Origin of the sequence: Devosia enhydra, from assembly GCF_900119845.1 — a bacterium.
In the GTDB taxonomy this organism is placed as follows: domain Bacteria; phylum Pseudomonadota; class Alphaproteobacteria; order Rhizobiales; family Devosiaceae; genus FPKU01.
Genome location: NZ_FPKU01000002.1, coordinates 426191 through 444958 on the forward strand (window position 1 = coordinate 426191; position 18768 = coordinate 444958).

General features: G+C 67.0%; 17 protein-coding genes. All 17 read left to right on the plus strand.

Translation table 11 applies throughout. The features are described 5' to 3' along the window. The first annotated feature begins 93 nt into the window (after nt 1-93). The 17 genes from BT183_RS11170 (at nt 94) to rbfA (ending at nt 18761) form a co-directional block, all read left to right on the plus strand. Nucleotides 94-1116: a PhoH family protein gene (locus BT183_RS11170; RefSeq protein WP_072342832.1), complete on the plus strand. Its 1023-nt coding sequence runs from the start codon at nt 94-96 to the stop codon at nt 1114-1116. Then, nucleotides 1113-1619: an rRNA maturation RNase YbeY gene (gene ybeY / locus BT183_RS11175; protein ID WP_072342834.1), complete on the plus strand. Its 507-nt coding sequence runs from the start codon at nt 1113-1115 to the stop codon at nt 1617-1619. Before BT183_RS11170 ends, ybeY begins: the two co-directional genes overlap by 4 nt. A 21-nt stretch (nt 1620-1640) precedes the next feature. After that, on the plus strand, nt 1641-2726 hold the full coding sequence (locus BT183_RS11180; protein WP_244545313.1) for a hemolysin family protein: 1086 nt from the start codon (nt 1641-1643) through the stop codon (nt 2724-2726). Nucleotides 2727-2861: 135 nt separating this feature from the next. Then, nucleotides 2862-4484, plus strand: coding sequence for an apolipoprotein N-acyltransferase (lnt, locus tag BT183_RS11185; RefSeq protein ID WP_072342839.1), 1623 nt, complete (start codon nt 2862-2864; stop codon nt 4482-4484). A gap of 260 nt (nt 4485-4744) precedes the next feature. Continuing rightward, complete coding sequence (metK, locus tag BT183_RS11190) at nt 4745-6022, plus strand: methionine adenosyltransferase (protein WP_072344628.1); 1278 nt, start codon at nt 4745-4747, stop codon at nt 6020-6022. A 17-nt stretch (nt 6023-6039) separates the two neighbouring features. Then, on the plus strand, nt 6040-6753 hold the full coding sequence (gene trmB / locus BT183_RS11195) for a tRNA (guanosine(46)-N7)-methyltransferase TrmB (protein WP_072342841.1): 714 nt from the start codon (nt 6040-6042) through the stop codon (nt 6751-6753). 48 nt (nt 6754-6801) lie between these two features. Beyond that, nucleotides 6802-7473 (plus strand): FAD-binding oxidoreductase, encoded by a 672-nt coding sequence (locus BT183_RS11200; protein WP_072342844.1) that lies wholly within the window; start codon nt 6802-6804, stop codon nt 7471-7473. A gap of 136 nt (nt 7474-7609) precedes the next feature. Then, a complete protein-coding gene (rimP, locus tag BT183_RS11205) occupies nt 7610-8311 on the plus strand; it encodes a ribosome maturation factor RimP (RefSeq protein WP_072342845.1) in 702 nt (233 codons plus the stop codon). Nucleotide 8312: 1 nt separating this feature from the next. Further along, on the plus strand, nt 8313-9920 hold the full coding sequence (gene nusA, locus BT183_RS11210; protein WP_072342847.1) for a transcription termination factor NusA: 1608 nt from the start codon (nt 8313-8315) through the stop codon (nt 9918-9920). A 7-nt stretch (nt 9921-9927) separates the two neighbouring features. Next, nucleotides 9928-10557, plus strand: coding sequence for an RNA-binding protein (locus BT183_RS11215; protein WP_177282493.1), 630 nt, complete (start codon nt 9928-9930; stop codon nt 10555-10557). A gap of 19 nt (nt 10558-10576) precedes the next feature. Further along, the gene (infB, locus tag BT183_RS11220) at nt 10577-13318 is read left to right on the plus strand and encodes a translation initiation factor IF-2 (protein ID WP_072342852.1); all 2742 of its coding nucleotides are present in this window, start codon (nt 10577-10579) and stop codon (nt 13316-13318) included. A 218-nt stretch (nt 13319-13536) separates the two neighbouring features. Then, complete coding sequence (locus BT183_RS11225; RefSeq protein ID WP_072344631.1) at nt 13537-13950, plus strand: VOC family protein; 414 nt, start codon at nt 13537-13539, stop codon at nt 13948-13950. Nucleotides 13951-14160: 210 nt separating this feature from the next. Beyond that, nucleotides 14161-15747 carry an OpgD/OpgG family glucan biosynthesis protein gene (locus tag BT183_RS11230; protein ID WP_072342855.1) on the plus strand — a complete coding sequence of 529 codons (1587 nt, stop codon included), beginning with the start codon at nt 14161-14163 and terminating at the stop codon, nt 15745-15747. Then, complete coding sequence (locus tag BT183_RS20760) at nt 15744-15896, plus strand: hypothetical protein (protein WP_177282495.1); 153 nt, start codon at nt 15744-15746, stop codon at nt 15894-15896. Before BT183_RS11230 ends, BT183_RS20760 begins: the two co-directional genes overlap by 4 nt. 2 nt (nt 15897-15898) lie before the next feature. Beyond that, a complete protein-coding gene (mdoH, locus tag BT183_RS11235; protein ID WP_072342857.1) occupies nt 15899-17635 on the plus strand; it encodes a glucans biosynthesis glucosyltransferase MdoH in 1737 nt (578 codons plus the stop codon). A gap of 150 nt (nt 17636-17785) precedes the next feature. Then, nucleotides 17786-18298 (plus strand): hypothetical protein, encoded by a 513-nt coding sequence (locus BT183_RS11240; RefSeq protein WP_072342860.1) that lies wholly within the window; start codon nt 17786-17788, stop codon nt 18296-18298. 31 nt (nt 18299-18329) lie between these two features. Beyond that, nucleotides 18330-18761, plus strand: coding sequence for a 30S ribosome-binding factor RbfA (gene rbfA, locus BT183_RS11245; RefSeq protein ID WP_425290562.1), 432 nt, complete (start codon nt 18330-18332; stop codon nt 18759-18761). Nucleotides 18762-18768 lie beyond the last annotated feature (7 nt).

Here is an 18768-nt window from a genome sequence, read left to right on the forward strand (position 1 = left end):
TGACGCGTGCGTCGGGCGTTTCCAGCCTCCAGCGGCCCGGCCGTTCGACCGGGCCTGCATGACGGAGATCGACGCCATTCGGAGCTTCAGCATTTGAGCAGGCATTTGGCCCCCACCGCCGACAACGCCCTTTCATCCCAGCTTGAACTCGCTTTCGACGACAACCGGCTCGCCGCGCAGCTTTTCGGCGAATTCGACCAGAATCTCGCGCTCATCGAGCAGCGGCTGGCGGTGACGGCCACGCCGCGCGGCAATCATGTCATGCTCAAGGGGTCGGCCTCCTCGGTCGACCAGGGGCGGCGCGTGCTCGAATCGCTCTATGCGCTGCTCGAAGAGGGCAAGAGCGCCGAGATCGGCGATGTCGATGCGGTCATCCGCATGGTCCAGAGCGAGGACAGCCAGCTGACCCTGCCCACCTTCGAAAAGAAGGGGAAAGTCCGCATGGCCCAGATCGCCACGCGCAAGGCCACCATCGTCGCCCGCACCCCGGCGCAGGACGCCTATATGCGCGCCATGGAGCGGGCCGAGCTGGTTTTCGGCGTCGGCCCCGCCGGCACCGGCAAGACGTACTTGGCAGTCGCGCACGCCGCATCGCTGCTCGAGCGCGGCGACATCAACCGCATTATCCTGTCGCGACCGGCGGTGGAAGCAGGCGAACGCCTCGGCTTCCTGCCCGGCGACATGAAGGACAAGGTCGATCCCTATCTGCGCCCGCTCTATGACGCGCTCTACGACATGATGAAGCCCGAAGTGGTGGAGCGCTGCATTACCTCCGGCATCATCGAGGTGGCGCCGCTCGCCTTCATGCGCGGGCGCACGCTGGCCAATGCGGTGGTGATCCTCGACGAGGCGCAGAACACCACCTCGATGCAGATGAAGATGTTCCTCACCCGGCTGGGCGAGAACTCCAAGATGATCGTCACGGGCGACCCCACCCAGGTCGACCTGCCGCGCGGGGAACGCTCGGGCCTCGTCGAAGCGCTCGGGCTGCTCGATGGCATCGAAGGCGTGCATATTTCGCGCTTCTCGGACAAGGATGTGGTGCGCCACGCCCTTGTGGCCCGCATCGTGCGGGCTTATGAGGGCGCCACGGCCAAAGAGGACAAATCCCGCTGAGCGCGCCGCTCGACATCGCCGTCATCCGCAATGACGAGGCCTGGCCCGAGGGGCTGGAGACGCTGGCCGAGGCCGCGATCCGGCGTGCGCTGACCCATGCCGAGCCCGAGATCGCGGGGGTATCCGAGCTTTCGGTGGTGCTGACCAACGATGCCGAGCAGCAGGAGCTCAACCGCGACTGGCGGGGCATGGACAAGCCCACCAACGTGCTTTCCTTTCCCCAGATCGAGCCCTTCGCGCCGCTTTCAGGGCTTCTGGGCGACGTGATCCTCGCCCGCGAAACCCTCGAACGGGAAGCCGCAGATCTCGGCATTTCGTTCAATGACCACTTCACCCATCTTGTGGTGCATGGTTTTCTCCATATTTTGGGCTATGATCATCTCGACGATGAGGAGGCCCTCGAAATGGAGGGCCTCGAAACCGAAATACTCGCCAGTCTGGGGATCGCCGATCCCTATGGCGAGGACGGGCCGGACACGCCGCCCACGCCGAACCCAGTGTAACCAGACGAGGATTTATGCCGCGTGCAAGCGGCGCTTGAGATGAACGACAGCGACAGTAGCAGCACGACGCCCGAGGCGTCACGGTCCACCGCCCTGGTGCCCATGGCCCAGGAGCCGTCTCCCGAGCCGCACTCTAGACAGGCTCCCGTCCAGCAGCGGGGGCCATCGATCTGGAACCGCCTCAAATCGCTTCTGGCGCTGCGCACGGTCTCGTTGCGCGACGACCTGGAAGTGGCGCTCGAAAATGGCGGCACCGGCGAATCCGCCGATTTCACCCCCTCCGAACGCATCATCCTGCAGAATGTGCTGCAGCTGGGCGAGCGCCGCGTCGAGGACGTGATGGTGCCGCGCGCCGACATCGTTGCGGCAGAGGCCAGCGAGACCTTCGGGGCGCTGGTGGCGCGGTTCCGCCAGGAGGGGATCTCGCGCATCCCCATCTATGACGACAGCCTCGACAACATCACCGGCTTCATCCACGTCAAGGATGCGCTGCGGCGCATCACCGATCCGGTGCTCGACCCCGAAAAGGAAGTGCCGATCCGCCTCCTGTCGACGGGGCTGCGCACCAAGGTCTCCAAGCTCGAGCTGATCCGGCCGGTGCTGTTCGTGCCCCCGCTGATGCCGGTGGGCGAGCTCCTGACGCAGATGCAGCAGAAGCGGCTGCACATGGCCATCGTCATCGACGAATATGGCGGCACCGACGGGCTCGTGACCATCGAGGACCTGCTCGAAGCCGTCGTCGGAGACATTGCCGACGAGCATGACGATCTCGATACCTCGCTGATCCGCAGGGTCAACTCCAATATCTTCGTGGCTTCGGCGCGCGCAGAGCTCGACGAGGTGCGCGCCGCCATCGGGGAGGATTTCGACCCCGGCGAGCATGCCGAGGACGTCGACACCATCGGCGGGCTGGTGTTCGACCTTGCCGGCCACGTACCGGCCAAGGGCGAAGTCGTGACCGGCATCCGCGGCTTCGAGTTCGAGGTGATGGCGGCCGACAGCCGGCAGATCAAGCGCGTCAAGATCAAGCGCATCAAGCAGCGCCGCAGCCTCGCCAGCACGAGTGGCGGCGGGGGCGGAGACGACGCGCAGGCGGCGGCCGAATAGGCCGCTTCAGCGGCCCTGCGCGCGTCATGGCGGGCGGCTGAGCCCCTTGGGGGAGAGCCCGCCCCCTTGACCCCCTCGGCCTGCCCGGCACATTGGGCCCATGGCGCCTGATTCGCTTTTTCCGAGACCCAGCCGATGAACCGTCTCGCCGAAAGCGTCATGCTCGCCTCCGGCTGGCGCCGTGCCCTCATGATGGTGATCGCCGGGGCGCTGGGCGCGCTGTCGGCACCGCCGCTCTTCGTGCTGCCGGCATTGTTTCTCGCCCTGCCCGTTCTCGTCTGGGCGCTCGATGGCGCGGAATCCCGGCGCGGGCTCAGGCGCCTGTTCGGCCCGGCTTTCCGCATCGGCTTCTGGTTCGGGCTGGGCTATTTCACCATCGCCTTCCACTGGCTGGGCAGCGCGTTTTTTCTCGAAGGCGGCTGGTATCCGGCGCTGATGCCGCTGGCGATCCTGGCGCTTGCCGCGCTCATCGCCCTGTTCTGGGGGATGGGCACGGCTCTGGCGCATCTGCTGTGGTCGGATGGGCCCTGGCGGATCGTCGCCCTTGCCGGCGCCCTCTCGCTCGCCGAATGGGCCCGCGGCACGCTGTTCTCGGGCTTTCCCTTCGATCTCCTGGGCTACGCGCTCACCGCCAATGACGCGATGATGCAGCTTGCCTCCATCGTGGGCATCTATGGCCTCACCTTCATCGCCATCCTGATCGCGGCGACGCCGGCCTTGGCCTGGCCAGCCGACGGGCGGGCGCTGGCCCGCCGGATGCTGCCCGGCGTGCTCGCCATCGCGGTCATCGCGGCACAACTGGGCTATGGCAGCTGGCGGCTCGTAAGCACCGAGACGGTGATGCGGCAGGACATGCGCCTCAAGCTCGTGCAGCCGATGATCACCGAGCACACCAACTGGGCGGCAGCGCAGCCCGCCGCGATCATCGACCGGCTGATCGGGCTCTCCGAGGCGCCGTCGGGCGCCCATGATCCGGGGCTCGAGGGCATCACCCACCTCATCTGGCCCGAATCGGTGCTGCCCTTCTTCATGAGCCAGTATCCCGAGGCGCTGGCACGGATCGCCCGCATGCTGCCCCCCGAAACCATGCTGCTGACCGGAGCGCCGCGCGCCGACGCCGAAACCGGCGCCGGCAATCCGGGATACAATGCGCTGCTGGCCATCTCCACCGATGGCGAGATCGTCGCGTCATATGACAAGGCGCATCTGGTGCCGTTCGGGGAATATCTGCCCTTCGCCGATCTTTTCGCGCGCTTCGGCATCAGGCAGTTCGTGCCGGGCACCAATGGCTGGGCGCCGGGCAATGGCCGGCGGCTGGTGAGCCCGCAGGGCACGCTGCCCTTCATCGCGCTCATCTGCTACGAAGCCATTTTTTCGGGGCTGTTTTCGGCCGATGCCTATCCGGGCGGCACTCAGGCGGCCGGGTTCATTCTCAACATCACCAATGATTCCTGGTTCGATGGCTCGATCGGGCCGGAAAAACACGCCCATCACGCCAGGGTGCGGGCGGTGGAGAGCGGGCTGCCGCTCGTGCGGGTGGGCAATTCGGGCGTGACCTTCATCACCGATGGCGCGGGGCGGATCACCGCCGCGCTCGCACCGCGGGCCGCTTCAACGCTCATCGCCGAGCTGCCGCAGGCAGAGGGCGGGCCCACCCTTTTCATCCGGCTCGGGATGTGGCCCTTCGCAGGACTGGTAGGGCTCGCACTCGTTGCGGGGCTTCTCTCCCGCCGTCGCCGCCCGAGGCCCATCGCCTAGGCGGCACGGCCCGCCCGCAGCATGGTCTTCTCCCCACAAGGCCTGCGGGACATAAAGCTTTCTTTATATATGCCTTGACCCAAACCCGCGCCGATGGCAAAAACCGCGGCATCCCGCCCGTTTTGGCGGCACAGTTTCAATCCGCCGTTCCGGTCCGGTCCCCCGAGGGGATCGCCTCCGTCCGCGGCGGCTCTTTCCCCGCCAGAGCCTGCGCCTCCCATGGGCGCCGCGCAGATGGCGGCCTGACCCAGGGGCAGTCGGTGGTGCGCTCTTCCTATCTTTTCACGTCCGAATCGGTCTCCGAAGGCCATCCCGACAAGGTGTGCGACCGGATTTCCGACGAGATCGTCGATCTCGTCTTCCGCGAGGCCAAAAAGACCGGCATGGATCCGGCCAAGGTGCGCATCGCCTGCGAGACGCTGGCCACCACCAACCGCGTGATCATCGCGGGCGAGGTGCGGGTGCCCGAAACCCTGCTCAAGACCGACCGCGAAGGCAAGGTGCTGCTCGACGGGGCGGGCAACCCCGTGGTCAACCCGTCCAAATTCCGCTCGACCGCCCGCAAGGCCATCCGCGCCATCGGCTATGAGCAGTCCGGCTTTCATTGGAAGACGGTGAAGATCGACGTGCTGCTGCACGGCCAGTCGGCCGACATCGCGGCGGGCGTCGATGAAAGCGGCAACAAGGATGTGGGTGCGGGCGACCAGGGCATCATGTTCGGCTATGCCACGCGCGAGACGCCCGAGCTGCTGCCCGCGCCGATCTACTATGCCCACAAGATCCTCGAGACCCTCGCCGAGGCGCGCAAATCCGGCGAGGGCCCGGCCGCCGTGCTCGGGCCCGATGCCAAGAGCCAGGTGACGGTGCGCTACGAAGACGGCAAGCCCGTCGGGGTGACCCAGATCGTGCTCTCGACCCAGCACCTGGATGCCAGCCTGACCTCGGCCGATGTGCGCAAGATCGTCGAGCCCTTCATCCGCCAGGCCCTGCCCGAGGGCTGGATCAGCGACAAGACCATCTGGCACGTCAACCCCACAGGCAAGTTCGTGGTGGGCGGGCCCGATGGCGATGCCGGCCTCACCGGCCGCAAGATCATCGTGGATACCTATGGCGGGGCCGCCCCGCATGGCGGCGGCGCCTTCTCGGGCAAGGACCCCACCAAGGTCGACCGCTCGGCCGCCTATGCGGCGCGTTATCTCGCCAAGAACGTCGTTGCCGCCGGGCTGGCCGAAAAGGCCACGATCCAGCTCTCCTATGCCATCGGCGTTGCCCAGCCGCTCTCGATCTATGTCGACCTGCATGGCACCGGCACCGTCGACGAAGCCGATCTCGAAACGGTGCTCGGCGAGGTGTTCGACCTCTCCCCGCGCGGCATCCGCACCAAGCTCGACCTCAACAAGCCCATCTATGCCCGCACCTCGGCCTATGGCCATTTCGGGCGCAAGCCGGGCCGCGACGGCAGCTTCTCGTGGGAGAAGACCGATCTCGTGCCGGCGCTGAAGGCGGCGCTCAAGGCAAAGGCGAAGGCGGCAGCCTGAGCTGCCGCCGCCCGCCAATGACCGAAAAACGCCACCATCCGCTCAACGAAGCCGGCGAGCCCCGCGCCTTTTTCGGCCGCCGCTCCGGCAAGCGGCTGCACAAGGGGCAGGACGAGCTGTTTCGCGAGGTGCTGCCGGGCCTCTCGATCACGCTGCCCGAAGCCGCCCCGCTCGATCCCCACACCCTCTTGCCCGAAGCCGCCCGGATCATTCTCGAGATCGGCTATGGCGGGGGTGAGCATCTGGCGCGCAAGGCAGCCGAGGCGCCGGATACCGGCTTTATCGGCTGCGAGGTGTTTTCGGGCGGCATCGCCAAGATGGTGCAGGCCATCGACGAGAACGGGCTCGCCAATGTGCGGCTCTTTACCGACGATGCGCTCAAGCTGCTGGTGACGCTGCCGGCGGCGTCGGTGGATGCGGTCTACCTGCTCTATCCCGACCCCTGGCCCAAGACGCGCCACCACAAGCGCCGCTTCGTTTCCCACACGACGCTGGGCGAGCTGGCGCGCGTGCTGAGGCCCGGTGGCACCTTCCATTTCGCCACCGATATCGAGGATTATGCCAACTGGACGCTGGCCCATGTGCTGCGCGCCCCCGAGTTTCGTTTCGAGACCAACGCTGCGGGCGACTGGCATGTGCCCTATCCCGGCTGGCAGTCGACGCGCTACGAGGACAAGGCCCGACGCGAGGGGCGGATGACGAGCTTTTACCTGAGCTTTATCCGGGCCTGAACGCGGAGCACGGGTTGCGCGTTGACATGCCGGAACAGGAGCACCGGCATGGACCAGAGCGTCGCCATTCTCGAGATCACCGACGTCACCCACAACACCCGCCGCTATCGGGTGGAAAAGCCCGAGGGCTATAGCTTCACGCCCGGCCAGGCCACCGAGCTCTCGCTCGACGAGGCCGGGTTCCGCGACAAGAAGCACCCCTTCACCTTCACGGCGCTGCCGGACGAAGGCGGGCTCGAATTCACCATCAAGAGCTATTTCGATACCGATGGCGACGGCATGACCGAGCGCCTTTATGGCTATAAACCGGGGCAGCGGCTGATCCTGCGCGATCCCTGGGGCACCATCACCTGGAAGGGGCCGGGGGTGTTCATCGCCGGGGGCGCCGGCGTCACCCCCTTCATCGCCATACTGAAGCAGGCGCGGGTCGAGCGCAGGCTCAAGGGCTCGACGCTGATCGTCTCGAACCGCACCGAAGCCGACATCATCGAGCGCGGGCTGTTCGAAAGCATGGGCGGGCTCGAAACCATCTGGACGGTGACCCAGGACCCCGATGCCAACCTGCTGCATGAGCGCATCGATGCCGCGTTCCTCAAGCGGCATGTGGCGGACCTGTCGCAGCAATTTTACCTCTGCGGCCCCGACCCGATGGTCAAGGACCTGCGCGACGCGCTCAAGGGCCTCGGCGCGGATGTCGAGAACGTCACCTGGGAGAAGTGAACCACGCCGCCGGCGGGCCCCGGTGCGCGACCCTTGCGTTCCGGCGGCTTGCGGCGTATATAGACGCCATCATCTCTGGCAGTTTGCAGAGTGGGAGCCGACCGGCCCCGCTCTTTTTTGTTTCATGACGGAGCCTATGGCTTTCGACCTTACCGAGAAACGCTACATCAAGCAGACCGGGCTCGAGGCCCGGATCGCCGCAATCATCGAGCCGGTGGCCAATGATCTGGGCTATGCGCTGGTCCGGGTGAAGATCACCCAGGAAAATGGCTGCACCCTGCAGATCATGGCCGAGGACGAGAACGGCCGCTTCACCATCTCCGATTGCGAGCGCCTGTCGCAGGACGTTTCGGCCATCCTCGACGTCGAGGACCCGATCGACCGCGAATATCACCTCGAGGTCTCGTCCCCCGGCATCGACCGTCCGCTGGTGCGGGCGCGCGACTTTGCCACCTATATCGGGCACGAGGCCAAGATCGAGCTCTCCGACATGCTGGAGGGGCGCAAGCGCTTCCGCGGGCTGATCAAGGCGGTGGGTGCCGAAAGCGTCACCATCACCCTGCCTGATGCGCCCGCCGGCACCGATCCGGACCGCGTGCTGCCGCTCGCGCTCCTGGGCGATGCCAAGCTGGTGATGACCGATGCGCTGATGGACAAGGCGGCCACCGACCAGGCCGAACACCCCATCGACGATGACGACGAGATCGAGACCGTGATGGCGCCGCTCGATGGCGACGCGGACGGCGACGACGACACCCAAGACACCGACACCCAAGACGACCGGGACGGCGACGAGCCGCCCGCTCGCCCTACGACCACCGCCGAGGAGACGAACTGAGATGGCCGTCAGCGCGAACCGACTTGAGCTCCTGCAGATCGCCGATGCGGTCGCGCGCGAGAAATCGATCGACCGCATGATCGTGATCGAGGCGATGCAGGACGCCATGGAGAAGGCGGCCAAGGCGCGCTACGGCTCCGAGACCGAGATCCGCGTCGAGATCAATCCGCGTTCGGGCGAGACCCGCATGTGGCGCCTGCTCGAGATCGTCGAGACGGTCGAAGAGCCGGGTCGGCAGACCAGCCTCAAATACGCCAAGACCAAGAATCCGAGCGCCAAGATCGGCGATTTCCTGACCGAGCCGCTGCCGCCGATGGAATTCGGCCGCATCGCGGCGCAGTCGGCCAAGCAGGTCATCGTGCAGAAGGTGCGCGATGCCGAGCGCGACCGGATGTACGAGGAATATCACGGCCGCATCGGCGAGATCGTCAACGGCACGGTCAAGCGGGTCGAATATGGCAATGTGATCGTCGACCTGGGGCGTGGCGAAGCCATCATCCGGCGCGACGAGCTCATCCCGCGCGAGATGTATCGCTATGGCGACCGCGTGCGCGCCTATATCTATGACGTGCGCCGCGAACAGCGCGGGCCGCAGATCTTCCTGTCGCGCACCCATCCGCAGTTCATGGCCAAGCTGTTCATGCAGGAGGTGCCCGAGATCTATGACGGGATCATCACCATCCGCTCGATCGCCCGCGATCCGGGCAGCCGCGCCAAGATCGCCGTGACTTCCAACGACTCTTCCATCGACCCCGTGGGCGCCTGCGTCGGCATGCGCGGCAGCCGCGTGCAGGCCGTGGTGGGCGAGCTTCAGGGCGAAAAGATCGACATCATCCCCTGGACCGACACCATCGCCGACCTCGTGGTCTCGGCGCTCCAGCCGGCCGATGTCGCCAAGGTGGTGCTCGACGAGCAGGCCGAGCGCATCGAGGTGGTGGTGCCCGACGAGCAGCTCAGCCTCGCGATCGGCCGGCGCGGGCAGAATGTGCGCCTCGCCAGCCAGCTGATCGGCTGGGATATCGACATCCTCACCGAGCAGGAAGAGAGCGAGCGGCGCCAGAAGGAGTTCAGCGAACGCTCCGCCTTGTTCATGGATGCCCTTGACGTCGACGAGATGGTTGCCCAACTCCTGGCTTCGGAAGGCTTCTCCTCGATCGAGGAACTGGCCTATATCGAACTCGACGAAATCGCCGCCATCCAGGGCTTCGACGAGGAAACCGCCGGCGAGCTCCAGACCCGCGCGGTGGACTATCTCAACGCCATCGAGCAGGCCCATGACGACGAGCGCAAGGCGCTGGACGTTGCGGACGAGCTCTACGAAATCCCGGGCCTGACGGCCGCCATGCTGGTCGCGCTGGGCAAGGACGGCATCAAGACGGTCGAGGACTTTGCCGGCTGCGCCGCCGACGATCTCGTCGGCTGGTCCGAGCGCAAGGACGGCGAGGTCAAGCGCTTCGACGGGACCCTCAAGGGCTTCCCCGTGTCGCGCGAAGAAGCCGAGGAGATGATCCTTTCGGCCCGCCTCAAGGCCGGCTGGATCACCGAGGCCGATCTGCCGGCGGCCCAGCATGAGGCGGACGCGGAAGCGGACGCCGAACCGGCGGAGTAACGACCTGATGCCGCGCCGCGAGGAGCCGATGCGCAGTTGCGTCGTGACGCGGGAAAGCCTGCCCGCGGCTGAGCTCGTGCGCTTCGCGGTGGGGCCCGACGACGTGCTGGTGCCCGATGTCGAGGGCAAGGCCGAGGGGCGCGGCGCCTGGGTGACGCTGGGCGCGAGCAAGGTGGAGGAGGCCGTGCGCCGCCGCCACTTCGCCCGCAGCCTTCAGGCGCCGGTGACGGTGCCCGAGGATCTTGCGGCCCTGACGCGGCTGCGGCTCGAGCAGCGGCTGCTCTCGGCGCTGTCGATGGCTCGGAAAGCCGGGCAGCTGGTGACCGGCGCGACGAAAGTGCGCGAGGCCATCGGCTCCGGCGGGGTTGTCGCGCTCATCACCGCCACCGATGCGGCGGAGGACGGGCGTGCAAAAATGGTTTCCGCGCTTGCCGGCCGGCGCCGGCTCGAGCGCGAGATGATGGCCGAAACTGCCGCCGAGCCGGCGGAAACCGACCATTTCGAATTGCTCGATTCGACCCAATTGGGTTTGGCACTCGGGCTTGAAAATGTGATACATGCTGCGCTCACAAAAGGCGCGGCAGCCCAGGCGGCAGTGGAAAAGGCCAGGCGACTGGCTGTTTTCATCGCCAATTAAGAGAAGAGACGCGAAGTTTATGGCTGATAACGACGACAAGCGCGACGACAACCAGGGCGGCGGCAAGAAGACGCTGACGCTCAAGGGCGCTCCCAGCTTAGGCGGGCGTCCCGGAGCGGCGCGCTCCTCGCGCACCGTGGTGGTCGAGAAGCGTACGCGCCGCGTCGGGCCGCCAGGCGCGCCCGGCACCGGAACGGGTTCTGCCCCGCCCCCGCGCGGCCCGGGCGCCTCCGCCGGCGGCGGACAGCGCGGCCAGATGCGTGGCGGCCCGATTGGTGGCCGCTCCACCGGCCTCACCTCGTCGGAATCGGATGCCCGCGCCCGCGTCCTGCGCGAGGCTGCCAGCCGCCAGGCCGAGGAAGATGCCCGCGCCCGCGCCGATGAAGCGCGCCGCATCGAGGAAGATGCGCGTCGCCGCGCGATCCGCGAGCAGGCCGAGCAGGAAGAGCTGGCCCGCCAGCGCGCCGCCGCAGAGGCAGCAGCCGCCGCCGAGCGCGCCGCCGCCCAGCCCGAGCAGCCGGCTGCCGAAGCCGCGCCGGCGCCTGCCGCGCCACCGACCCGTTCGGGTGCGCCTTCCGAGCGCCCCGCCTCGGCCCGGCGTCCCAACGAACGCCCTGCCGCGAGCGGTGCCGCCCGCCGCCCCAACGAGCGTCCCGTGGCCTCTCCGGCCGCCCGCCGCCCGGCTCCGGGCGCCGGCATGATGCCGATCGGCAACGTGCCCCCGCCGGCGCCGTCCGAGGCCGATGGCCGCAAGACGCGCACGACGCCGCCGGCCGCCGGCCGTCCGATCGTCAATGCCGCCGAACTCGAGAATGCCCGCCGCGCCAGCCGCGCGCAGCCCGAGCGTCCCTCGCGCCGCGCCGATGAAGGTGCAGCCGGGCGTGGCCGCCTGACGGTTTCGAGCGCCACCACCGAGAACGACCGCGATCGCGGTCCCTCGCTCGCGGCCATGCGCCGCCGTCGCGACAAGAAGATGGGCCGCAACCAGCAGGATGCGCCCAAGCTCAGCCGCGAGGTCGTCATTCCCGAGGCCATCACGGTCCAGGAACTGGCCAACCGCATGGCGGAGCGCTCTGTCACCGTCATCAAGATGCTGATGCAGCAGGGCCAGATGGCCACGATCAACGATGTGCTCGATGCCGACACGGCCGAACTCATCGCGACCGAGCTCGGCCATACGGTGAAGCGCGTCTCGGACGCCGACGTCGAAGAGGGCCTGTTCGATCTCGCCTCGGACGACAAGGCCGAAGACCTGACCGATCGTGCGCCGGTCGTGACCATCATGGGTCACGTCGACCACGGCAAGACCTCGCTGCTCGATGCCATCCGCGAAGCCAATGTGGTTTCGGGCGAGGCGGGCGGCATCACCCAGCATATCGGCGCCTATCAGGTCGAAAAGAACGGTGCCAAGATCACCTTCCTCGACACTCCGGGCCACGAGGCTTTCACCGCCATGCGTGCCCGCGGCGCCCAGGCGACCGACATCGCCGTTCTGGTGGTGGCGGCCGATGACGGGGTGATGCCCCAGACCATCGAATCCATCAAGCACGCCAAGGCGGCGGGCGTTCCGATCATCGTGGCCATCAACAAGATGGACAAGCCGGACGCCAACCCCACCCGCGTCCGCACCGAGCTGCTGCAGCACGAAGTGTTTGTGGAGACGATGGGCGGCGAGACGCTGGACGTGGAGGTGTCTGCCAAGACCCATGCCGGCCTCGACACATTGCTCGAGACCATCCTGCTGCAGGCCGAAGTGCTCGAACTCAAGGTGGCCCGCGACGGGCGCGCCGAGGGCCTTGTCATCGAAGCCAAGCTCGATCGCGGCCGCGGTGCGGTGGCGACGGTTCTGGTGCAGCGCGGCACGCTCAAGGTCGGCGACATCGTCGTGGCGGGCACCGAATTCGCCCGCGTGCGCGCGCTCATCGACGACAAGGGCAACCAGGTCAAGGAAGCCGGCCCGTCGGTTCCGGTCGAAGTGCTCGGGTTCAACGGCGTGCCGAGCGCGGGCGACCGCTTCTCGGTGGTCGAGAGCGATGCACGGGCCCGCGAGGTGACCGAATATCGCCAGCGCGCCATTCGCGAGAAGACGGCGGGCGGCGGTGCCACCAGCCTCGAGCAGATGATGAACCAGCTCAAGGCCTCGGGCATCTCCAAGTTCCCGCTGGTCATCAAGGGCGACGTGCAGGGTTCGGTCGAAGCCATCGTGGCGAGCCTCAACAAGCTCTCCACCGACGAGGTTTCGGCACAGATCCTCTATTCGGGCGTGGGCGGCATCACCGAAAGCGACGTGACGCTGGCTTCGGCCTCGAACGCCATCGTCATCGGCTTCAACGTGCGTGCCAATAAGCAGGCCAGCGATCTCGCCACCCGCGACGGCATCGAGATCCGCTACTACAACATCATCTACGACCTCGTGGATGACGTGAAGTCGGCGATGTCCGGCCTGCTCAAGCCCGAACGCCGCGAGACCTTCATCGGCTACGCCGAGATCCTCGAAGTCTTCCAGATCACCAAGGTCGGCAAGGTCGCCGGCTGCCGGGTCACCGAAGGCATCGTCGAGCGCGGCGCCGGGGTTCGTCTGCTGCGCAACGACGTGGTCATCCACGAAGGCAAGCTCAAGACGCTCAAGCGCTTCAAGGACGAAGTCAAGGACGTGCCGATGGGCCAGGAATGCGGCATGGCCTTCGAGAATTACGAAGACATCCGCGCCGGCGATGTCATCGAATGCTTCCGCGTCGAGAGCGTGCAGCGCACGCTCTGAGCGCAGGCCAAGCCAAAGTGATCAGGGGCCGCCTTTCGGGCGGCCCTTTTTCTTGCCATTGTTACCGTCTTGATTGTCGTGGCGTTCTGGAGGCAGGCAGCCGCTGGCTATGATCGGTTCCCGGGAACGGCGCTCAACTGCGTGTCTTCGCCGGTCGCCGCTTCCGGACGCCGGACCGAAACCGACTTCGCCTTGAAATGCTCTGGAGGGAGGACCATTTGCCGACGCTTCTCAATCCCTATCTCAACTTCGATGGCCGGGCGGACGAGGCCATCCGCTTTTATCAGCATGTGCTGGGTGGCAGGCTTGAGCTCACCACCTATGCCGAGGGCGGCATGAGCCACGGACCCGATGATGCGAACCGGGTGATGCACGCCCAGCTCACCGCCCAGAACGGCATGACGCTGATGGCCTCCGATACGCCGCCCGGCATGCCGAGCGGGTCGGGCAGCGCCATCGCGATCTCGCTTTCGGGCGAGGACGAGGCCGAGCTCAGAGGCTATTGGACCAGGCTCTCGGATGGCGCCAGCGTGCTGCTGCCGCTCGAAAGGGCGCCATGGGGCGATATTTTCGGGATCCTCACCGACCGCTTCGGCGTTCAGTGGATGGTCGACATAGGACCGGCACACTGAGCCGGACCGCCCCTCGCCTCTGCTTCGCAGCGCCAGCGGCTAACTGACTGAAAATCAGTCGTTATTGTCTCATGCCCGGGCTTTTGGGCAGAAATGCGAAAATTGCATGGGTCACATGCGGGAACCCGCATGTGCGCGTTGCATTCGACCCCTGCACAACTCCCCCAAAACGTGCTTCTTACGCCGCCATCGAGAGTTCGGTTCCCACCCGTGTCCGTTTTCCATCCATCGCGACGTCTTGTCCTCGGCCTGCTGGGCGCGAGCACCGCTGCCTTTGCCCTGCCGGTTCCCATGCCGGCGCGGGCACAGTCCGAACCCGCGTCCTTCAGCTTCGATGCGCTGGCAGCCGATGCAGAACGGCGCGCCGGCCTGCCCTGGGTTCCGGCCTCCGCGCAGCCCTGGACGACGCTGTCGATCGATTACGATCTTTATCGCCGCATCTACTTCCTCGAAGACCAGATGCGCTGGAGCGACGGGGGCGCGGTGCGGCTTGCCGCCTACCCCACAGGCTGGCTCTTCAACCGCCCGGTGCGGCTCTACGAGGTCAAGGACGGCGTTGCCGGTCCGCTCGATTTCTTCACCCGCGACTACGAATTCCGCCATCCCGAGATGAAGGCGGCGGCCGACGCGATGGGCGATACGCCCTTCCCCGTGGCCGGCCTGCGCATCAACTCCCCGATCAACCATGACGGGTTCGACGAACTGGCCTCATTTCTGGGCGCCAGCTATTTCCGCGCGCTTGGGCGCGGCAATGTCTATGGGCTCAGCGCCCGCGGGCTGGTGATCAACTCCTGGACCGATGGCGAAGCCGAGGAATTTCCCGATTTCACGGCCTTTTACGTCGAGCGCCCGAAAGAGGGCGGGCCGCTGGTGGTACATGCCGAGCTCGACAGCCCGAGCGTCGCCGGGGCCTATCGCTTCGTGATCGATGCGGCCGGCCCCTCGCGCCAGACCACCGAGATGGAGGTCGAGGCCCGGCTGTTCTTCCGCGCCGACGTCAAGCAGCTGGGCGTGGCGCCGATGACCTCGATGTATCTGTTCGCCGAGGCCAACCGCACCGGCTATGACGACTATCGCCCGCAGGTGCATGACAGCAACGGGCTCGCCGTGCACCGCGCCAGCGGCATCAATGCCTGGCGCGCGCTCAACAATCCGGCGTTTCCCACCAGCTCCTGGCTGCGCGAATTCAATCCGCGCGCCTTCGGTCTCGAACAGCGCGGGCGCAGCTTCGACGAATATCAGGATGCCGGTGCCCATTACGAGCGGCGCCCCAGCCTTATCTGCGAGCCGCTCGAGGATTGGGGCGACGGCTTCGTGCGCGTGACGGAAAGCTTTGCGCGCAACGAGACCGAAGACAATATCGGCGCCTTCTGGGTGCCGGCCGAGCCCGTCAAGGCCGGCGACCGGCGCACCTATCGCTACAGGCTTTTGTGGGGCGACCTGCCACCGCCCGAAAATGGCCCTCTTGGCTATGTCTATGAAACGCGAACCGGCCATGGCGGTGTTTCGGGCGGCCTGCCCGAGCCCGACAGCGTGCGCAAGTTCGTCATCGATTTCCAGGGCGGCCCGCTTTCGGACGCCGAGCTGCTGCGCGAGGGTGTCGACGCCTTCGTGGATGTGAGCACGGGCGTCATCAAGACCAAGGCGATCAGCAGGGTCGAGGGCACCCAGCGCTGGCGCGTCGCCATGGATATCGACTTTGCCGACGCGACGCTGTCCGAGCTGCGCGTCTATCTCATCAGCGGTGGTCGCCAGATCACCGAAACCTGGCTCTATCAGTGGACAAGACAGCAATGAAGCACGACACCGAGGCCTATATGCAGGCGCTCAGCGCCCACCAACTGCCCGATGCGCCGCTTGCCATGCCGCGTCAGGAGCTCGAGCGCCGCATCCGCTGGCCGCGCCTGGGCTTCATGCGCGTACTCTTCGCTTTTTCGGCGCGCTGACCATGACCCGCCCCGCCCCGAGGTCTGACTGGACCGTGCCCGCGCTTCGGCTCGGCATCGTCGCCTTTGCCCTGACCAACGGGATCATCGGTTACCTGCTGTTCCGCGGCTATTGGGCCCGCGGCGGGGTGGACTGGGTGGAAGGGGCGGCCGGCATTGCCATGTTCCTGGGCCTGACCTGGCTGGCGTGGGGCGCCGGGGTCGGGCTTTTGGGCCTGTTCACCCTCGGGCGCCGGCCGGCCATCGAGCCGCCACCGGCCACAGGGCGCACCGCTGTGCTGGTGCCGATCTACAACGAGGATCCCGCCTCGACCTTCGCACGCGTGGCTGCGATGTGCACCGGGCTCGATCGCCTCGGGGTCGCCGATCGCTTCGATATCGCCATTCTGTCGGACACCACCTCGGATGCGATCGCGCTCGAGGAAGCCGGCTGGTTCGCGCAATTGGCGCGCCATGCCGAGGACGGGTGCCGCGTGTTCTACCGCCGGCGCGAGATCAATCACGGGCGCAAGGCCGGCAATATCGAGGATTTCATCACCCGCTCGGGCGCGGCCTATGATTATGCCGTGATCCTCGATGCCGACAGCCTCGTGGCCGCCGAGACGCTCGTGGCCATGGCCGCGCGGATGGAGGCCAGCCCCGATGTCGGGCTCATCCAGACCGTGCCGCAGATCGTTTCGGGGCATTCGCTGTTTGGGCGCATCGTGCAGTTCAGCGCCAATTACTATTCGGCCGCCTTCGCCGCCGGCACCGCCATGCTGCAGGGCGCGGAGGGTCCCTATTGGGGCCACAACGCCATCGTGCGCATGCGGGCCTTCGCCGAAAGCTGCGGCCTGCCGGTGCTGTCGGGCAAGCCGCCCTTCGGCGGCGCCATTCTCTCCCATGACTATGTGGAAGCCGCGCTTCTGGCCCGCATGGGCTGGCGGGTCGAGCTCCATCCCGATCTCGGCGGCTCGTTCGAGGAAGGCCCCGAGAACCTCGTGGAATTCGCCAAGCGCGACCGCCGCTGGTGTCAGGGCAATCTGCAATATCTGCGGCTGCTGATCGCGCCGCGGCTGCGGCTGTGGAGCCGCGTGGTGTTCGCGCAGGGCATCATGAGCTACATGGCCTCGCCGCTGTGGTTCGCCTTTCTCGCGCTTGCCGCCATCGCCGCCGACCGCGCCTCGGGCACCTTCTGGCTGCGGCCCTCCAATACCGGGCCGGCGCTGCTTTTGACCGCGCAGGTCATCGCGCTGCTGCTGCTGCCGCGCCTGCTGATCCTCCTGCGCGGCGCCTTCGATGGCACCAACCGGCTTTATGGCGGCACGGGTCGCGTGCTCGTGTCGGTGGTCTGCGAGGTCGTCTTCACCACCGCGCTCGCTCCCATCATGCTGATGGTGCAGTGCCGCGCCATCTGGCAGATCCTCACCGGGCGGGATGGCGGCTGGCCCTCGACCCAACGCGGCACCAGCCAGCTTGACAGCGTCACCGCCTGGCGCGCCGTCGGTTGGATCGTCGCCTTTGCCGCTGCCGCCACCATCGTGGTCATCGTCTCGATGCCCGAAGCCGTGGCGTGGCTCAGCCCCGTGCTGGTGCCGATGCTGCTCTCGCCCTTCCTCGTGCAGTGGAGCTCCGGGCCGCGCGGACCCAAATGGCTGTTCCAGACCCCGCAGGAGCGCTCGATGCCGCATGTGGATCAGGACCGCCACCGGGTTCTCGACAGCTGGCGTATGATCGACAAGGCCGAAGCGGCCAGCTGACGGCGCGCGGCGCAGGCTTTTCTTTGCGCCGCAAATCTCCGATGATTGGCCCGATGGCCGGGCGACGTGCCGGCCTTGGGGACACGCGATCATGAGCGGGGCGTATGGACGTCTTCGGGCCGAGGCAGGCTGCGGGCGGAGCAATCGCCCATGACGCCGTTCGAGCCGCGCAGCCTTGCCAGTCACACCCTGACCTCGGCCGATGCCCTGGCCTGGGAAACGCTGCCGCGCGACGGACGGCGCAGCGATTTCTGGCTCCTGATCGGGCTGGCCGGCGGGGGCGGCATGATCCTCGGGTTCCTGCCTGATGAGTGGACCGATGGCTGGCGCTTCTGGGCCATCGGCGGATTTTTCTGCGTGCTGGCCTTCGGCATCTTCGTCCTCGTGCGCACGCTGCTTGCCTACCGCAAGGCGCGGCGGCGGATCCCCGTGCCGATCACGCAGACGGTCGACATCCTCCCGCATGGCATCGCGGTCGTCAGCGGTTCGGGCCGGCGCGTGCTCGCGCGCGAGGCCATCGCCACGGTGGTGGCGACGGCAACCCATCTGTTCGTGGCGGGGGCCGACGACCTCGTCATCGTGCCGCTCGGGGTCTTCGACGATGCCGCCGATCTGCAGCGCACCGGGCAGATGATCGAGGCGGCCCTGCGTGATGACGATTGATTTCGCCGCCCTTTGCTCCTAGATGCCCGGCATGAAGAAGTCGAACGGCAAACCCACCGGACCCAGCCAGCGCATGCTGCGCGTGGGCGAACTCGTCCGCCACGCCCTGGCCGGCGTCTTCGCGCGGGGCGAAATCGAGGATGACGCGCTTGCGGGCGCCGTGATCACCGTGCCCGAGGTGCGGATGAGTCCCGACCTCAAGCTGGCCACCGCCTATGTCATGCCGCTGGGCGGCGAGCGGGCGGAGGAGATCGTCGAAGCCCTCAACCGCCACCGGCGCTTCCTGCGCGGCCGCGTGGCGCCCGAGCTCGATCTCAAGTTTGCGCCCGAACTGCGGTTCTTCGTCGATACCACCTTTGACGAATTCGGCCGCATCGATGCCCTGCTGCGCTCGGACCGCGTCCGTCAGGATGTCGAGCGGGGCGAGGATGGCGACGAGCCCGAGGATGGCCGCCCCGCCTGAGGCGGCG

Bases quoted from the DNA above. Each gene is read 5' to 3' on its own strand.
- lnt (WP_072342839.1), top strand. From the start codon at position 2,862: ATGAACCGTCTCGCCGAAAGCGTCATGCTCGCCTCCGGCTGGCGCCGT.
- trmB (WP_072342841.1), top strand. From the start codon at position 6,040: ATGACCGAAAAACGCCACCATCCGCTCAACGAAGCCGGCGAGCCCCGC.
- BT183_RS11200 (WP_072342844.1), top strand. From the start codon at position 6,802: ATGGACCAGAGCGTCGCCATTCTCGAGATCACCGACGTCACCCACAAC.
- rimP (WP_072342845.1), top strand. From the start codon at position 7,610: ATGGCTTTCGACCTTACCGAGAAACGCTACATCAAGCAGACCGGGCTC.
- nusA (WP_072342847.1), top strand. From the start codon at position 8,313: ATGGCCGTCAGCGCGAACCGACTTGAGCTCCTGCAGATCGCCGATGCG.
- BT183_RS11215 (WP_177282493.1), top strand. From the start codon at position 9,928: ATGCCGCGCCGCGAGGAGCCGATGCGCAGTTGCGTCGTGACGCGGGAA.
- infB (WP_072342852.1), top strand. From the start codon at position 10,577: ATGGCTGATAACGACGACAAGCGCGACGACAACCAGGGCGGCGGCAAG.
- BT183_RS20760 (WP_177282495.1), top strand. From the start codon at position 15,744: ATGAAGCACGACACCGAGGCCTATATGCAGGCGCTCAGCGCCCACCAA.
- mdoH (WP_072342857.1), top strand. From the start codon at position 15,899: ATGACCCGCCCCGCCCCGAGGTCTGACTGGACCGTGCCCGCGCTTCGG.
- BT183_RS11240 (WP_072342860.1), top strand. From the start codon at position 17,786: ATGACGCCGTTCGAGCCGCGCAGCCTTGCCAGTCACACCCTGACCTCG.
- rbfA (WP_425290562.1), top strand. From the start codon at position 18,330: ATGAAGAAGTCGAACGGCAAACCCACCGGACCCAGCCAGCGCATGCTG.